Origin of the sequence: Halomonas sp. MMH1-48 (assembly GCF_022348105.1) — a bacterium.
In the GTDB taxonomy this organism is placed as follows: domain Bacteria; phylum Pseudomonadota; class Gammaproteobacteria; order Pseudomonadales; family Halomonadaceae; genus Vreelandella; species Vreelandella piezotolerans.
Map to the genome: position 1 here is coordinate 1 of NZ_JAKRFL010000015.1, position 14530 is coordinate 14530.

A 14530-nucleotide genomic window follows, 5' to 3' on the forward strand; every position below is an offset into this window, starting at 1 on the left:
GGCGGGAGCAGCTTCTTGAGGATGGCTTCCCGGCGCTCGTCGGAGTACTTCATCGGAACCTCGTCACGCCCCACATCGTTCAGAGTCTAACAGCCGCTGACACTCCAACTAGCTTGACAGTGGGGGAGTGCTGACTGTCGATTCTAGATAAATTACTTGTCTCGGAGTCGCTCAGAAAGCGGAGATTGTAAGTTTGGACTCCAAGCAAGTTCGACTTGATTGTCAGAGAGAAAGTGGACATGCAAATGCTGATCTTCTCGGCTATACGCTGGCAGGGGGAGGATTACGCTATGTCTCTCTTCCTCAATTCCCTGACGCTTCTGCTCTCCCGTCATACTTAGAATCCATGCAGCCTCAACAAAATCTCCTTTAAAAGACCAGCAGCAGGTAGTACCACCCCCTGTATACAAACCGCCAGAGTAAGCGGATAGATTTCCGCCCCAATTGCCATCTAGCCAGAAGCTGCCAATGGGCCTGTCCGTATGATTATGTCCTATTAAAGAGCCACTTATTGATGGACTCAACAGCATACTCCATGCAAGCCATACAATAACCAAAGTGGCCAACACTACCTGAAGCCAAACAGGTATCAGACGCATATAGCGGCTTATTGCCCAACGAACTAACATTCTTCAGCCTGCTGATGAGCAGCCACCAACAAATCAGCCAAGGGGGCTTCGCTTTTAGCTGCTCGCTGTAAAAGAGCTTTCATCTCTTCGGCAGCCCAGGCACCTTCTCCCTCGCTTAGCTGTATGTACACATATGTTCGCCGGTCGGCAGTGGCAGTCAATCCATGGCTGTCCGCTTGAACTAGTGCCTTGGCAACATGCCGTGGACGTTCGCAACCACATATCCCAGTGAACAAGGCAGGCGAAAAATCGACCAACTCGCTGGTCAGCTGCATTACCTCTGGGTCACCGTGTAATGAACGCCAACGTGCGTCATCGACTAACAAGCGCCAAGGTGTATGCTTAGCGAGCGGGGCGCGACCTTCCAGAGCCGTCCAACCTGACGTTTCGTTGCGATACCACCAGCGATTTACACCTGCGAACAGGAGGTTCTCTGGATTACCTTGAGCATCTCGATGCAGTTGAGTGATGACATCAGGCAGGTAAAAACGCAGCAGAGAACGCTGCTTGTTCAAGTTTTCCATCACCATTGCCGGAGCCATGTGAATAGCCAATTCCGCCCCAGACAGAGGGCTTTCGATCCAACTCTGTAACGCACAATCGATACCATCCAGCGTGGACAGTGCCTCGAGTTTGTTTTGCTTTAACTGCAGTAACCATGGGCCTTCGCGTTGCAAGTGAGGTTGGCTTTCATCCTTGATGAGCGACCAGTACCGGCTATCTTGAGCCATGTCGTTGAAGAGTGTCGAACGGCAGATTACCGGTAGAGGCGCTAATTCAACCAGAACATAGCTTGATACCTCCGCTGCCTGTTCTGATTCACCATGTTGCCAGGGGAAAAGAGCATTCGCTTTCATGATGGCTCCCCAGGGATAGCACTCTGGCCTTCAGAGAGCGCTTTCAGCCAACACTCTTCACATACTTCCGGCACCTTGAGCTGTGTCGTCAGCAGTGCCTCTTGGGATAGCGCATTAACCCGTTCATGTGTTTCCGTCACTGCCCGCCCCGGCAGCAGCGGGCCTTCAACCGCCTGCCCTGAACCATTACCAGGGCTGCCGCCTGCGTTGACCCGCACCTTCGGGCCGACCATCGTCACGCCGCCGCCGTCCAGCTTGAGAAAACTGCCCCCGGCGTTCAGGGTGAGTTCGTTACCGGCTTCCAGCACCACCTTGTGGCCTGCCTTGATGTGCAGCTCTCGGCCACTTTCGCTAAGCCACGCTTGACCTGCCTTGACGTGCAGCGTGCCCTGTACCGTGAGGTGCTGCTGGCCCTCGGTGTGCTCAAAGCGATTGCCGTGCACCGTGTGATGGTCGTCGTTGTCGATCTCGCTGATGCGGTCGTTCTGAACTTTCAAGAAGCTGTCGTGGCGGATTTCTTCGGTGCGGTCGTTAAGGGTGAGCAGCTCCAGGTCTTTCTGGGCGTGGAGCCAGATTTGCTCTTCGCCCGCTTCGTCTTCGAAGCGCAGTTCGTTGAAGCCGTCGGCCTTGTGGCTCTGGGTGCGCAGTACCGTGCGGGTCTTGTGCTCCGGCAGCGGGTACGGGGCGGTGTTCACGGCGTGGTAGATGCGTCCGGTGACCAGCGGTTGGTCCGGGTCGCCCTCTAAAAACGATACGACCACCTCGTGGCCAATGCGGGGAATGGCGATACTGCCGTAACCGCCGCCTGCCCAGCCCTGGGCCACGCGTACCCAACAGCTCGCGGTGTCGTTGGGTTCGGCGTAGCGATCCCAGGGGAACTGGACCTTGACACGGCCGTGTTCGTCGCAGTGGATCTCTTCACCTTCTGGGCCCACCACGAAGGCGACTTGCGGGCCATCGACACGAGGTTTGGGGTTGGGTGTGGCGCGCCAGGGGGTATCGCCAGGGATTAGCGTGACGTGGTTGTAATAGCGGGTCATGCCGTTGGCATCGCCCTGGGTCACTCCATCCTCTTCCAGCGCTTGGGGTTGCTCACCGACGTGATGGACGTCAATGGCCTGCCAGTCGCGGTTGAGGCTGTCGGTATCGTGATCTGTCAGTGTGAAACGCAGGCCGGGAGCGAGTTCGGGGAGGTCGCTTTCGGCACTGGCGACGATCGCCTCGCGGCGCAGCTGTTCCAAGCGAATGCGGCTGAAGGGCTTACCGGAGGCATCCTGCTTGTAGCGGCCGGGGTAGTCGTAGTGTTCGTAATCGACTTGCTGCCCATGGTTTTCTACATCGCGACCCAGGTGTTCATGTCGTTGTGCGTAAGCAGGCTTTTTAAAACTGTAGTCTTTTAGCGTGGCGATGGCCGCGGCAACTCTTGCCGTGTGGCTGAGTTTGCGAACATGGCGATTGGGGGCCGTTCCCCCAGCGCGGTTGTGGTAACTGCGTGCGCCCAGGTTAGCGAGCACCTGCGGATCATCGGCAAACACCAGACGGTGAGCGCTCTCCTCGAATTCGTGGAAGTAGAAGAGCCCCTCTTCGGCGGCTAGGCGCTCGATGAATGCCAGGTCGGTCTCGCGATACTGCACGCAGTACTCGCGCTCCGGCAGTTCGCGGTTCACGGCAAAAGCTACGTCGGTAATGCCCCGCTCGTCGCACAGGGTATTGATGATGGTCAGCGGGTCGACCTTTTGGAAGATGCGCGAGTTGTGGCGCAGCGAGAGTCGCCATAGAGCGGGGCGTAGTACCAGCGAGTAAAACGTGCGGCGGTGGCCGCGGTCGCCCCGGCCAAACTCGCTGACGATGCCGTGTACCCGGCGCAGTGGCTCGCCATCCTGCCAAATCGTGAGGCTGGCCTCGCGGTCGAGTAACTCGGCGGCATCGAGGCTGCCGTCGCGGCTGGCCAGGTTCAGCGTTAGCTCGAAGGGTTGGGAGAGGGCTTCACGGTGGGTGAAGTCGATCACGGCCACGTCGTCAACGCCGGGTAGCGTCACGGTAAAGTGCAGTCCGGTGCTGAGTGCCATGCCCCCTCCTGGGAAGTTTCAATGCTCATGAGTACAAATGAGAAACGCTCAGGTTAATCATCAGAATCGATACTGCAACCCGCCAAGGCGACAAAGCGGCAATGTCTTACAAGCCGTGTCGGCAATCTCTTACAAAATGCGCGTTGATTGATTAAAAAATGAGCAGATATGGCAGGGTGGGGCTGGCAAGAAGTGGTAATCTTCGCCTCTGATGGCGATGAAAAGGAGAGCCGCGTGTCGGGTGTGATTTATGGGTTGGATATGGCGGGGGTGATCGTGTTTGCCCTGTCGGGCGTGATTTTGGCCTGTCGCTCGCGGATGGACCCGTTCGGTATGCTGGTGTTGGCGGCGGTGACGGGCATTGGGGGCGGTACGCTGCGAGATTTGGTGCTGGGTGTGCGGCCGGTGTTCTGGGTGACCGACCCTACCTACTTGTGGGTGATCTTGGCCACGGTGGGCGTGTCGCTGGTGGGGTTTCACTATATTCACCGGCTCTCTCGGGGCTTTTTACCGGTGGCGGATGCCTTTGGGCTGGCCTTGTTTACCGTCATCGGCACGCACAAAGCGCTGCTGCTGGGCACCTCTGGCGTCGTCGCGGTACTGATGGGCATGATGACCGGCGTGGCGGGCGGCATGATTCGTGATGTGCTGGCCCAGCGGGTGCCGATGGTGCTGCGCGAAGAGATTTACGCCACCGCCGCCATGGCGGGTGGAATTGTCTATGTCGCGCTGCAGGCGCTCGATGCGCCACTGACTATCGCCATTGCCGCCTCGCTCAGTGTGACACTGGGGCTGCGCTTAGCGGCAATTCATTGGCACTTGGCTTTGCCGGTGTTTGCCTGGGTCACGCTGCCGCCTAAACACCAAGACGCCAACGCGCCGCTGTCGACACCGCAAAAGGCCAAAGAGCGTGTACGTATGATTCGTCGGGAGCGCACGCGCCGCTAAGGCCTGGGAAAACGCTGGGCGTCGCGCCAGCGGTCAAACCAGCGCTTGGGCTGGAGTACACGCAGGGCCGGTTCGCTGTCGTTCAGCTCCACGCCAAGGCCCACGGCACCAAGCCGGGCATAGAGGGCGCCATTGGCTTGGCCGTTGGCTAGGGTCACATCGGAGAGCAGTCGCAGCGGCCCGCCTGTGAGCCTGAGATCATGCAGGCGTATTTGCTCTCCGCTCATCGCCAGTGCCGCACTGCCATGGATGTCATGCACGTTCAGTAGCCTACCCAGCCAGTCGCTCTCCCGGGCGCGGGCGAGAAAGAGCCGTGCCAAGAGCCCCGTATCGCGCATCCCTAAACGTAGCTGGCTAGTGAGTTGAATCGGATCACTCCACTCCAGTTGCGCCTCCTCCATGGTGAGCTGTACCCACCAGCCCGCATCCTGAGTGCCATCGTCGCTGCGACGAAAGACGTTTTCCAAGCGCAGGTAAGAGTCGTTGGCGGTGAACCGACGTGTCTCGATATCGCCTTCGGTAAGCTGTAAATGCAGCGTCACGTCGCCCCTCAGGCGCTGCTCCAGTAGCGCCATCTCGGTGTCGAAAGCGCGCAGCGTGATATCACCTTGGGCACGCAGCCCCTCCAGCAGCCATCCGCTTGTCAGGCTGGCGTTGCCGGAGAGAAGCTCGACTCCCGCATCTTCTGGCAGGTAGCGGTTGTAGCGGGTAATGTCCGGCACCTCGGTGATGGGTAGCGCAACGCGGGTGGTGAAGTGTTCGGGAGCGGGTGAGTCCAGCACGTCGCTAAAGCGGTCGGTTTGGGTGGTGAGCGCAAAATGGCGGCCTTCCAAATGCGCGCGGTCGTCCTCTTGCTGCCGTAGGACAAACTGCGGAATCCCCAGCGAAAGCTGCGCCTGCTCGGGGCTGTCGAGCTGGGCGGTCAGCTCGCCGCGCCCGGTGGCTAAATAGTCGAGGAACGTCACTTCTAACTGGTTAGCATTGATCCGCAGCCGCGTCGGAGCTTGCAGCGCGTCATCGATGAACGCGCCCTGCAAAAAGAGCTGGCCGTTGCCGGATAGCGTTACGCCGTGGGCATCCGGTAAAAACGTGTTGAGAAATCCCAGCCGCTGCACGCTGCCCTCCAGCGTGAACTGCCCGCTAGGCGTAGCGTTTCGGCGCTGGAAACGGCCGTTGCGCAGCACCAGCGTGCTCTCCAGCGCTTCGCTGGGATGTTGCGGGTCGGCGACTTGCCAGCTCAGCCGCGAGCCGCTGATGTCCATCTCCGTGCCATCCAGCGCCGCTTGGCGAATCGCCAGTGTGAGCTGCGTATTGCTCACCAAGGTGCCGCGCTGCCCGCTACGTTGCCAGCCGGTGGTCAGCGCGTTGCCGGCTAGATGAAGCTCTCCGCTTAGTTGCTCGGTCGTGAGGATTAGCTGCCCATGGCTGGTGGCCGTGCCACTGTTTAACGTAAGCGGAGAAGGGCTGGGCAACACCGACGCAAGGTAGGGTTGTAGCGTTTGGATATTGGGCAGCGTGGCGTCTTCCCAGCTCAGTTGCGCCGTGGCACTTTGTTGGGCCTGCTCGGGGTCGAGGGGGCTTTGTGCCGCTAGTGTTAGCGCTGCGTTTGCCAGCAAGGTGCGCTCCTGATGGCGCAGCGTGGCGTCCGTGAAGGCCAGTTTTGCCGTTATCTGTTCCTTAGTAGAGAGCGCCGCGTCGAGGGTACCGCTGCCTTGCGCGGTGAGTTCGAGCAGCTCTGCGCCTAGCGTGGGGGCTTGAACGGTTAGCGATGCTTCGTAAAGGCGTGCATCCTGGAGCGTCGCGCTGGCGGTGATGCTCCCCTGGCCGGAAAGCCGAACCCCTTGGCCATCGAAAGCCGTTGCGAGATAGCGGTCGAGCATGTCGAGTCGTGTCACTTCGCCCGATAGCTCAAATGACGCACGGGTGGGCAAGTCGAGCTGATCCAGGCGCTGATTGGGAATGTGGGTAGCGAGGGCGAGCTGGGTATTCGTCGCGTAGGGATGCGTATCGGCTAGCGTGACGTTTTCCAACTGGGTCGTGAAGCGCAGTTGACCCTCTTCCACGGCGAGTCTGACGCGCCCCTGGCCCGTGGCGGTATGCGGCGGCGGCGGTGTGTCATCCGCTACCAGCCAGCGGCGCGTGTTATCGGTACTTCTCAAGCGCTGCTCATCCATCGAGAGGGCCAGCTCGGGGGCTGCTAACGTCAGTTCGCTGTCCGGCTGCAGTTGGCCCTCGGCGAGCGCAAGCTCGCCTTCCAACACGCCGCTGCCTGCCAAGCTTAGCCAGGGCAGTGCCTCTAAGTAAGGCATGAACACATCCCAAGCGTCGGCTTGAGCCGTGATGGCAAGCTGGGCGGTGAGGGCGTCGAGCAGCGCCTCCGTCAGCGCATCGTTACTTTGCTGGGTGGACAGTGAGTCCAGTGACGCCGTACTGCGTAGCTGAATGTCCTGCACCAGCGTGGTTTGATCGCTCAAGCGGACGAGGCGGCCCTGGGTAATATCCAAGCCTACATAAGGCACGCTGAGGGTCTCTTGGCTGAACTGGGTATCCTCGACCTTCAGCTGGCCCTCTGCTTCCAGGGCAATGTCCCCGATGGTAAAGCGGCGAATGCCGTTCGCTTCCAGTGCTTGAATATGTAGCTCTCCGCGCAGCAGGGCAAGCAGCGATAGCGACAGGGTGGCTTGGCTGGCCTCGACGGTAATCGGTAGCGCCTCGTCTTCTCGGGCTAGGTAGAGGTTGTCGACTTCCCAACGGCCAGGGTGAAGGCTCTGGGCGTTCGTCCAGCGTACCTCGACCCCTTCGATGGTGGAGAGTCGTTGCGGTAGCCATTGGCTGTTAAGCAGCCAGTGGCTGCCTACTAGCCAGATCAGCACGAGGGCTAGCGCGCCAAACAGCAGGACGATCAGTGGGCGAAAACGACGTGGTGCAGCGGGCGTGTCACGGGACATACGGGCTTCCTAGCAGATGACTCCTGTTGGCGCGTGTTTTATGGCATTATGCGCGACGTGGGGCAGTTATGGGTTTTCGATTTCAACGCTAGGCAGGCAGCAAAGCCATGTTCAAGGATTTTTACGCGCAGCGCGGAGAGTATGTGGTGATCTCCGCGGAGCAGGCCAGCCGCTTCGCTAAAAGCGTGGCTGGCGACTACAACCCGATTCACAACCCGGATGCGCGGCGTTTCTGCGTGCCCGGCGACCTGCTGTTTACGCTGGTGCTGGTGAAGTTTGGGCTGTCGCGACAAATGGAATTTCGCTTCACCAATATGGTGGGTGCCGACACACCGATCAAGTTTAGTGAAACCGTTGACGGGGATATTCACGTTTGTGACGACAGCGGTAAATGCTATTTACAGGTCGTCCGCAGCGGCGATATGACGCGTGATGAGGCGGTGGTCGAAGGCTTTGCCCGCTGCTACGTCGCCTTCTCGGGTAAGAATTTTCCCCACTATCTCAAGCCGCTCATGGAGCAGCATGGGGTGATGTTCAATCCCAAGCGTCCGTTAGTGATCTACGACAGCATGGGGTTCTGCCTGGATCGCTTGGATGGCTTTTCGCCTCATTTGGCGCTTACACAATCCTCGTTGGACGTACAGGGAAAGCGTGCCGACGCGCTGCTGGAGTTTTCCATCGAATCGGCTGGTGAAGCGGTCGGTGTGGGCTCAAAGAAGCTCGTGGTGAGCGGTCTGTGCGACTACGATGCTACCGAAATGGCGGCCATCGTCGACGAGTTTTACCGCTTGAAAGCGGCCTACGAAGCCGCCTAGGGCAGTGGATGCCTACCCGTCATTGCGACGCTGCGTTAGCGCAATGGCGGGTGCCATTAACGCTACCGCTCAGGTATTCTCAAAGCCGACTAATTAAAAAAATACCCAAAGCGCCGACCGGCACTTTGGCTGGACAATGAGGCTTTGCATGAACCGAATGAAAACGCTGACGCTTGCCTGTGCCGCAGTGACCCTGGCCGTTACCTCTATCAGCGCCCAGGCACGTGATTTTCGTCTAGGGCTGATTACGCCCGCCCAGCACTTGTGGTCTACCGAAGCCGAAGCGTTTGCCCAAACGCTGAGCGAGCGCTCAGGCGGTGAGCATAGCGTTAGCGTGTTTCCAGCTCAGCAGCTAGGCAACGAAGCGCAGATGGTGCAGCAACTGCAAACCGGCGCGCTGGACATGGCGTTTCTGACCATTGCTGAAATCTCCAACCGCATTCCTGATTTTGGCGCGCTCTACGCCCCTTATTTGGTGGATGACGTGAACCATGCCGCGCGTCTGCTGCGTTCCGATGCCGCCGGAGAGTTGCTGGATCTGATGCCGGAAGGTGTTGGCTTGGTCGGTGTGGGTTACGGCATGGTGGGCATGCGCCAAGTATTGAGCCGCAGTCCTATCGAAAGCGCTGACGATCTGCAAGGCCAGCGGCTACGTATCACGCCCTTCGAGCCCATTCGCGATTTCTATACGGCTACCGGTGCAGCACCGGCCCCCATGCCGCTACTGGAAGTTTACGATGCGCTGGCCAATGGCCAAGTCGACGCCATCGATATGGACTTCGACTCGATTTTGATTCTGAAATTCTACGAGCAGGCGAACAACCTGCTGATCTCCAATCATATGATGTTCCCCATGGTGGGGGTGGTGTCTGGGCGCGTTTGGCGCGAGCTCTCTGAAGAGGATCGCGAGCTGATCGATACCGCCATGGCCGAACATCTGGAGAACGTGCTGACGGGGTTCGAAGAGATGGACGCCGCTCAGGAAGAGGAGATTCGCGGGTTGGACATCAATATCGTCGAAGCCGACGCTGAGTTTTTCTCTGAGGCGATTGCCGAGTGGGAGCGTATCTGGGCACCCAAAGCGCCCATGCTGGAAACCCTGCGTGCGGAAGCGGATCGCTTGCGCGACGAGTAGTGTCAATAAAGGCTAATAATCATCATGCTGCAACGCCTGTCCAACGGGCTTGCCCGTTGTGAAGAGATCACCGCCGCTGCCTTGGCAGCGGCGGTGACGTGTTTGATCCTCACGAATATCGCCTTTCGCGCGCTGGGCAGCCCACTTTACTGGGTCAGTGAACTGGCGATCTACGCCATGATCTGGATGACCTTCTTGATTGCTGGGGCGGTGCTGAAACGTCGCCACGGCATCGCGGTGACACTCGTGAGCGACCTGCTGCCGTCTGCAGGAAGAAAGTGGGTCATCGTCGCGGTAGATACGATGGTGCTGCTGTTTGCCCTGATGCTGGTGTGGCTCTGCTGGCGGTGGTATCAGCCGCTGACGCTGGCTCAAACCGGCTTCGATATACGGGCGTTCCAGGGCCAGACGTTCAATTTCATCTATGCGGAAAATACCTCCACCCTGGGCATTAAAAAATTTTGGGCATGGCTGATCGTGCCTTGGTTTGCAATCTCGCTGAGCCTGCACGGCGTGTCGAATCTAGTGCAATCGCTAACGGCCATGAGGGGACGTGTATGACGGTCGTGGTGTTTCTGCTGCTGCTTCTGGGCGCCGTGCCCATTGCGTTGGTACTGGCGCTCACGGCGATGTGGTATATCCAAGCCTCCGGCAATACGGTGCTATTCGACTCCTACCCGCAGCAGCTGTTTAGCGCCATCGAAAGCTATGGGCTGTTGGCGATTCCGTTGTTCATGCTGGCCGGGGAGTTGATGAACGAGGGCGGGTTGACCAAGCGATTGATTGCTCTGGCGCGCATTTTGGTGGGAGGCTTTCGCGGCGGCTTGGCCTATATCAACTTGGTGGCCAACATGATGATGGCGGCGATCATTGGTTCGGCGGCGTCACAAATCGCCATCATGTCTCGCGCCATGGTGCCTGCAATGGAGCAGGAAGGTTACGATACCCCCTACAGCGCGGCGATCACCGCCGCAGGGGGCCTGCTATCGCCGATCATCCCGCCCTCCATGCTGTTCGTGCTATTTGGGGTCATGGCTCAGGTGCCCATTGCAGAGATGTTTATTGCAGGGCTGTTACCAGGGCTTTTGTTGGGCGCAAGTTTTTTTGTGGTCATCGCTTTGGTGGGGCTGGTGCAGCAGTACCCGAAAGGGCAGTGGCCGAGCCGTCAACAAGCGCTGCATGATGCGTTATGGGGGTTGCCCGCACTGCTGATTCCCGTGATTATCATCGGCGGCATTTTGTTGGGTATCGCCACGCCCACGGAATCGGCGGCACTGGCCTCGCTGGCGGCGCTGCTGATGGGGCGCTTCGTGTATGGTGATCTGCGTTTGACGCAGCTTCCCATGGTACTCACACGCACGGCGATCAATGCCGGTCTTGTCATCATGCTGATTGCCGCAGCGGGTGTGTTTGGCTGGGTAGTGATCTACGAGCAACTGCCGCAAATGGCCGCTGAATGGATTGCTGCGTTGACCAGTAGTCCGTTTCTTTTTTTGCTGTTGGTGATTGGGGCGCTGCTGCTAGTGGGAATGGTGATCGATGGGATTGCCGCGCTGATTTTGGTAGTGCCCATTTTGATGCCTATCGCCCAGAGCCAGTTTGCGATTAGCCCTTATCAGTTTGGCGTGGTGGTCTGCTTAACCTTGGTAATGGGCTTGCTGACGCCCCCGGTGGGAGCTGGGCTGTTCATTGCCTCTTCCATGACCGGCGCACCGCCGCTAAAAATCTTCCGAGCGTTGCTGCCCTTTTTACTGGCCACCCTGGTCACGCTGGTCCTGCTGGCGTGGTTGCCATGGTTGACTAACGGATTGATTCAACGGTGATCGTCTCGCACGCGCGGTTTAGGCCGCGCTGTTGTCCGTGAGGGGCATTACGTCTACCTCCACCTCGAGCTGGTGGTCGCCGCCGCCATTCATCACGCCTTTGAGTGGTGCCACGTCCGCATAATCTCGCCCCCAAGCCAGCACTGGGTGCTGTTCACCGGCTACCGTACCGTTGGTTGGATCCAGCGCTAGCCACCCCCAGTCCGGAATCCACGCGGCTAGCCACGCGTGGGAGGCATCGGCGCCAATGAGTCGTGGTTGGCCAGGTGGCGGCTGAGTCTCCAAGTAGCCGCTTACATAGCGTGCCGCCAAGCCCACCGAGCGCAGTGCGCCAATGGCGAGGTGGGCAAAATCTTGGCAGACCCCCCGTCGGTTAGCCAGCACCTCACTCAATGGTGTGGCCAACGTGGTAAAGCTGGGGTCGTACTCGAAGGTGTCGTAAATCGACTGATTGAGCGCTAGCGCGGCATCGACCAGCGGTCGGCCGGGAGTGAAACAGCTGCGCGCAAAGGCCGCCAGCTCATCGTTACGACGAATGAACGGCGAGTCGAGCCGGTAGAGCTGCATATCGAAGCGGCTGTCGTTGCGCAACTGCTCGGCTACACGCTCCCACGCCGGAGAGCTGCTCGGCAATGGCCCGAGCGGTTGAGTGTTGAGCGGCGTCACGACGGTCACATCCAGCGTTTGGTGCACGTCTTCCAGTGCGAAGTAGAGCACTCGATTGCCAAACACATCGCGGCGCTCGGCCTGCACCTGAGGCATTGGGCTGATCGTCAGTTCCGAGGCACCACACTGCTGGTGCTGGGTTTTACGTGGCAGTACCCGGGCCTCGCTATGACAGAGCGTCACCGGTGCGCTGTAGTGGTAGCGTGTGGTGTGCCGCAAGGTGTAGTTCATTCGTCGGGCTCCATGCTGACAAGTTGGCGCGGCCGTTCCACGTGGCTGAAGTGGCTGTGGCTAATGGCATCAGAGAGCGCATTGAGCGGCGCAATCAGCTCGTCCAACAGTTGCTCCAGCGCGGCCTGCGCATCTGGAGTATCGGCCAAGTGGCTAATTCGGTCGATGTCGGCGAGATGCAGAGCGGCGTTGGCTTGAATGAGCAAACGTCGCTCGGCATTTCGGTAGGGCGACGAGCTGCCGGGCAGCCGATCCATCTGCCGTTCCAGACGTTTGAGCATGTAGCCCACCGAGCGCGGGTTGGTTTCGTCGAAGAGCAGCAGGTCAAGAATCGCTTCGGGGTGCAGCTCGCTTCGGTAGCGTCGCCGGTAGGCCGTAAAGTTATCGGTGGTGGCGAGCACCACCTCCCATAGCGCCAGCCCCGGTGAGTGGGGAGCGTTGAGAGTGAGTTTGAGCAGCGACAGCAGGCCTAACACGCGATCCAGGAAGCGGCCAATGTCCATGAAACGCCAGCCGTAATGGTGGGGCATGGTTTCGTTGCACAAGCCAAAAAAGGCGGCAATTTGCGCCGACAGCCCTTCGCAGGCACGCCGCGCCGCGCTGGCACCCAGGCTCGGGTTGAACGTGTCTACCCGCTGTCGCAGTTGGTGTACCACTCGCCAGGAGTCATCTCCCAGATGTTCGCGCACGCTGCGAGCGTTACGCAGCATTTGGGCGAACAGTGGCTGCAGGGCTTGAGCGTCGCGCTCATCGAACTGGGTCAGCAGCGCCGTGCGCTTTTGCGCAAAGCCCACTAGGGGCGGCTTGGTGCTCTTCCCTTCATGGTCGAGCGTGGTGATATCGAGGGCTAGCAGCAGCTCATCTAGCAGTTGATCCGCGATCTCGTCCTGGTCGTACTCCATTAAACGCAGCAGCGCTTCGCGCAGCAAGCGGGCGCGGGCATCCAACCGTTCGCCGTAGCGTCCCAGCCAAAATAGACTTTCGGCCACCCGACTGGGCAAGTCGGTGCCATCGCGGGTGGCGACCACCGGGCCACGCGCTTGGCGTAGCTGGCTGACATGGGGTTGGGGCGTATTCGCGGTGACCCAGACATCTTTGACGATCGGGCTGCTTAACGATGGTGAGCCTGGGGAGCCAACCCACGCCAGGCCGCCGGGCATGACATGATAGTCACTAGGCTGCGGACGTTGGGTCGCGATGCTGCCAGGCATTCGTGTAACGAAGCAGCGTAAGTTCAGCGTTGCGGGGGATAACCGCTGCATGTTGGCATCGAACACTGGGGCCGATGCTGGTTGGGTACTGGCATCGGCACTAGGCAGCAGCAATTCCTCACCGAGTAGATGCTGGCATAAGGCAGGGAGATAGTCGGCCAGCTCGGCCATTTCCAACACGCCAACGCCGAGTGCATTCGACATGGCCACGCCGCTGGCGCGAGTGGCTTGTAGCAATCCAGGCACGCCGAGTTGAGAGTCGCCGCGTAGTTCGAGCGGATCGCAGTAAGCGTCGTCGCAGTGGCGCAGCACCACATCCACGGGTTGCAGGCCTCCTAAGGTACGTAGCCATAACTGGCTATCGCGTACCACCATGTCCTGGCCTTCGGCGAGATCGATATTGAGATAGTTCGCCAAATAGGCGTGCTCGAAGTAGCGTGGGCTGCCTGGGCCGGGGGTGAGCAGCACGATCGTGGGATTGTCACGGTGCTGGTAGGCCAGCGCGGTCAACGTACGGTGATATTTGTCCAAAAAGCCCGCCAGCCGCTTGAGTGGGGCGTTTCGATACATTTCCGGCAGCGCGCGGGCCATGAGTATGCGGTTCTCCAGCGCGAAGCCAGTGCCAGACGGCGCCTGTAGGCGATCGCCCATCACCCGCCAACGCCCATCGATATCTTGAATGACATCGATACCGTGAAAGCTGATCGATGGACGGTCGCTGGGTTGCGAGCCATGGCAAGGCAGTAAAAAGTGGGGCGAAGCGAGAATGGCCTGCGTAGGAAGAAGCCCTGCATCGAACAGTGTGCGCGGGCCATAAATATCGTCGTAGAGCGCATTGAACAGGCGCGTGCGCTGGGTCAAGCCGACCTCTAGTGCTTGCCACTGCACCTGATCGATCACCCAGGGAAGCGGATCGAGCCGCCAAGAGCGGCCCTGAGTGTCTTCGTGCATGTTAAAGATCACGCCGTTCTCTGCCAGCAGGCGCTGAATCTCTTCATGCTGCTGATAACGGCCATCCGCGCCGAGTGCTTCCAAGGCACAGAGCAGGCTCTGCCAGCCGGGGCGCAACTGCCCCTGTCGGTCGAGCATCGCATCAAACGTGCCGGGCTGTCCCTTGCCTAGCTGATTCGTGTAGTCCTCAACCAGCCCGGCAGCGCCGAGCCCGAGCAGTGAGGGAGAGACAGGGGCGGTCATGATC

Annotated in this window: 10 protein-coding genes; 5 read left to right on the forward strand and 5 right to left on the reverse strand. The window is 59.5% G+C overall.

Going from position 1 to position 14530, the window contains the following annotated elements:
* Positions 1–622: 622 nt before the first annotated feature.
* Both MHM37_RS12920 and tssI read right to left on the reverse strand, forming a co-directional pair.
* Positions 623–1486 carry a DUF4123 domain-containing protein gene (locus tag MHM37_RS12920; protein WP_153842674.1) on the reverse strand — a complete coding sequence of 288 codons (864 nt, stop codon included), beginning with the start codon at positions 1484–1486 and terminating at the stop codon, positions 623–625.
* Positions 1483–3555 carry a type VI secretion system tip protein TssI/VgrG gene (gene tssI, locus MHM37_RS12925; protein ID WP_153842675.1) on the reverse strand — a complete coding sequence of 691 codons (2073 nt, stop codon included), beginning with the start codon at positions 3553–3555 and terminating at the stop codon, positions 1483–1485. The genes MHM37_RS12920 and tssI overlap by 4 nt, the downstream gene beginning before the upstream one ends.
* Before the next feature lie 234 nt (positions 3556–3789).
* Here tssI and MHM37_RS12930 point away from each other — a divergent pair, with 234 nt between their 5' ends.
* Complete coding sequence (locus tag MHM37_RS12930) at positions 3790–4503, forward strand: trimeric intracellular cation channel family protein (protein ID WP_153842727.1); 714 nt, start codon at positions 3790–3792, stop codon at positions 4501–4503.
* Here MHM37_RS12930 and MHM37_RS12935 read toward each other — a convergent pair.
* Positions 4500–7451, reverse strand: a complete 2952-nt coding sequence (locus MHM37_RS12935) for a hypothetical protein (protein ID WP_153842676.1) — start codon at positions 7449–7451, stop codon at positions 4500–4502. The two genes, MHM37_RS12930 and MHM37_RS12935, sit on opposite strands and share 4 nt — an antisense overlap.
* Positions 7452–7558: 107 nt before the next feature.
* Here MHM37_RS12935 and MHM37_RS12940 point away from each other — a divergent pair, with 107 nt between their 5' ends.
* The 4 genes from MHM37_RS12940 (at position 7559) to MHM37_RS12955 (ending at position 11224) form a co-directional block, all read left to right on the forward strand.
* Complete coding sequence (locus MHM37_RS12940; RefSeq protein WP_044629245.1) at positions 7559–8266, forward strand: DUF3581 family protein; 708 nt, start codon at positions 7559–7561, stop codon at positions 8264–8266.
* Positions 8267–8414: 148 nt separating this feature from the next.
* A complete protein-coding gene (locus tag MHM37_RS12945) occupies positions 8415–9401 on the forward strand; it encodes a TRAP transporter substrate-binding protein (protein ID WP_044629244.1) in 987 nt (328 codons plus the stop codon).
* A 24-nt stretch (positions 9402–9425) separates the two neighbouring features.
* Complete coding sequence (locus MHM37_RS12950; RefSeq protein ID WP_137093496.1) at positions 9426–9962, forward strand: TRAP transporter small permease subunit; 537 nt, start codon at positions 9426–9428, stop codon at positions 9960–9962.
* On the forward strand, positions 9959–11224 hold the full coding sequence (locus MHM37_RS12955) for a TRAP transporter large permease (protein WP_137093494.1): 1266 nt from the start codon (positions 9959–9961) through the stop codon (positions 11222–11224). The genes MHM37_RS12950 and MHM37_RS12955 overlap by 4 nt, the downstream gene beginning before the upstream one ends.
* Before the next feature lie 18 nt (positions 11225–11242).
* Here MHM37_RS12955 and MHM37_RS12960 read toward each other — a convergent pair whose 3' ends face one another.
* Together MHM37_RS12960 and MHM37_RS12965 are read right to left on the reverse strand one after the other, a co-directional pair.
* On the reverse strand, positions 11243–12121 hold the full coding sequence (locus tag MHM37_RS12960) for a transglutaminase family protein (protein ID WP_044629241.1): 879 nt from the start codon (positions 12119–12121) through the stop codon (positions 11243–11245).
* Complete coding sequence (locus tag MHM37_RS12965) at positions 12118–14526, reverse strand: circularly permuted type 2 ATP-grasp protein (RefSeq protein WP_139526643.1); 2409 nt, start codon at positions 14524–14526, stop codon at positions 12118–12120. Before MHM37_RS12965 ends, MHM37_RS12960 begins: the two co-directional genes overlap by 4 nt.
* Positions 14527–14530 lie beyond the last annotated feature (4 nt).

Excerpts from the sequence above, each read along its gene's own strand:
- MHM37_RS12945 (WP_044629244.1), top strand. The coding sequence starts at position 8,415 with ATGAACCGAATGAAAACGCTGACGCTTGCCTGTGCCGCAGTGACCCTG.
- MHM37_RS12950 (WP_137093496.1), top strand. The coding sequence starts at position 9,426 with ATGCTGCAACGCCTGTCCAACGGGCTTGCCCGTTGTGAAGAGATCACC.
- MHM37_RS12920 (WP_153842674.1), bottom strand. The coding sequence starts at position 1,486 with ATGAAAGCGAATGCTCTTTTCCCCTGGCAACATGGTGAATCAGAACAG.
- MHM37_RS12940 (WP_044629245.1), top strand. The coding sequence starts at position 7,559 with ATGTTCAAGGATTTTTACGCGCAGCGCGGAGAGTATGTGGTGATCTCC.
- MHM37_RS12935 (WP_153842676.1), bottom strand. The coding sequence starts at position 7,451 with ATGTCCCGTGACACGCCCGCTGCACCACGTCGTTTTCGCCCACTGATC.
- MHM37_RS12955 (WP_137093494.1), top strand. The coding sequence starts at position 9,959 with ATGACGGTCGTGGTGTTTCTGCTGCTGCTTCTGGGCGCCGTGCCCATT.
- tssI (WP_153842675.1), bottom strand. The coding sequence starts at position 3,555 with ATGGCACTCAGCACCGGACTGCACTTTACCGTGACGCTACCCGGCGTT.
- MHM37_RS12965 (WP_139526643.1), bottom strand. The coding sequence starts at position 14,526 with ATGACCGCCCCTGTCTCTCCCTCACTGCTCGGGCTCGGCGCTGCCGGG.
- MHM37_RS12960 (WP_044629241.1), bottom strand. The coding sequence starts at position 12,121 with ATGAACTACACCTTGCGGCACACCACACGCTACCACTACAGCGCACCG.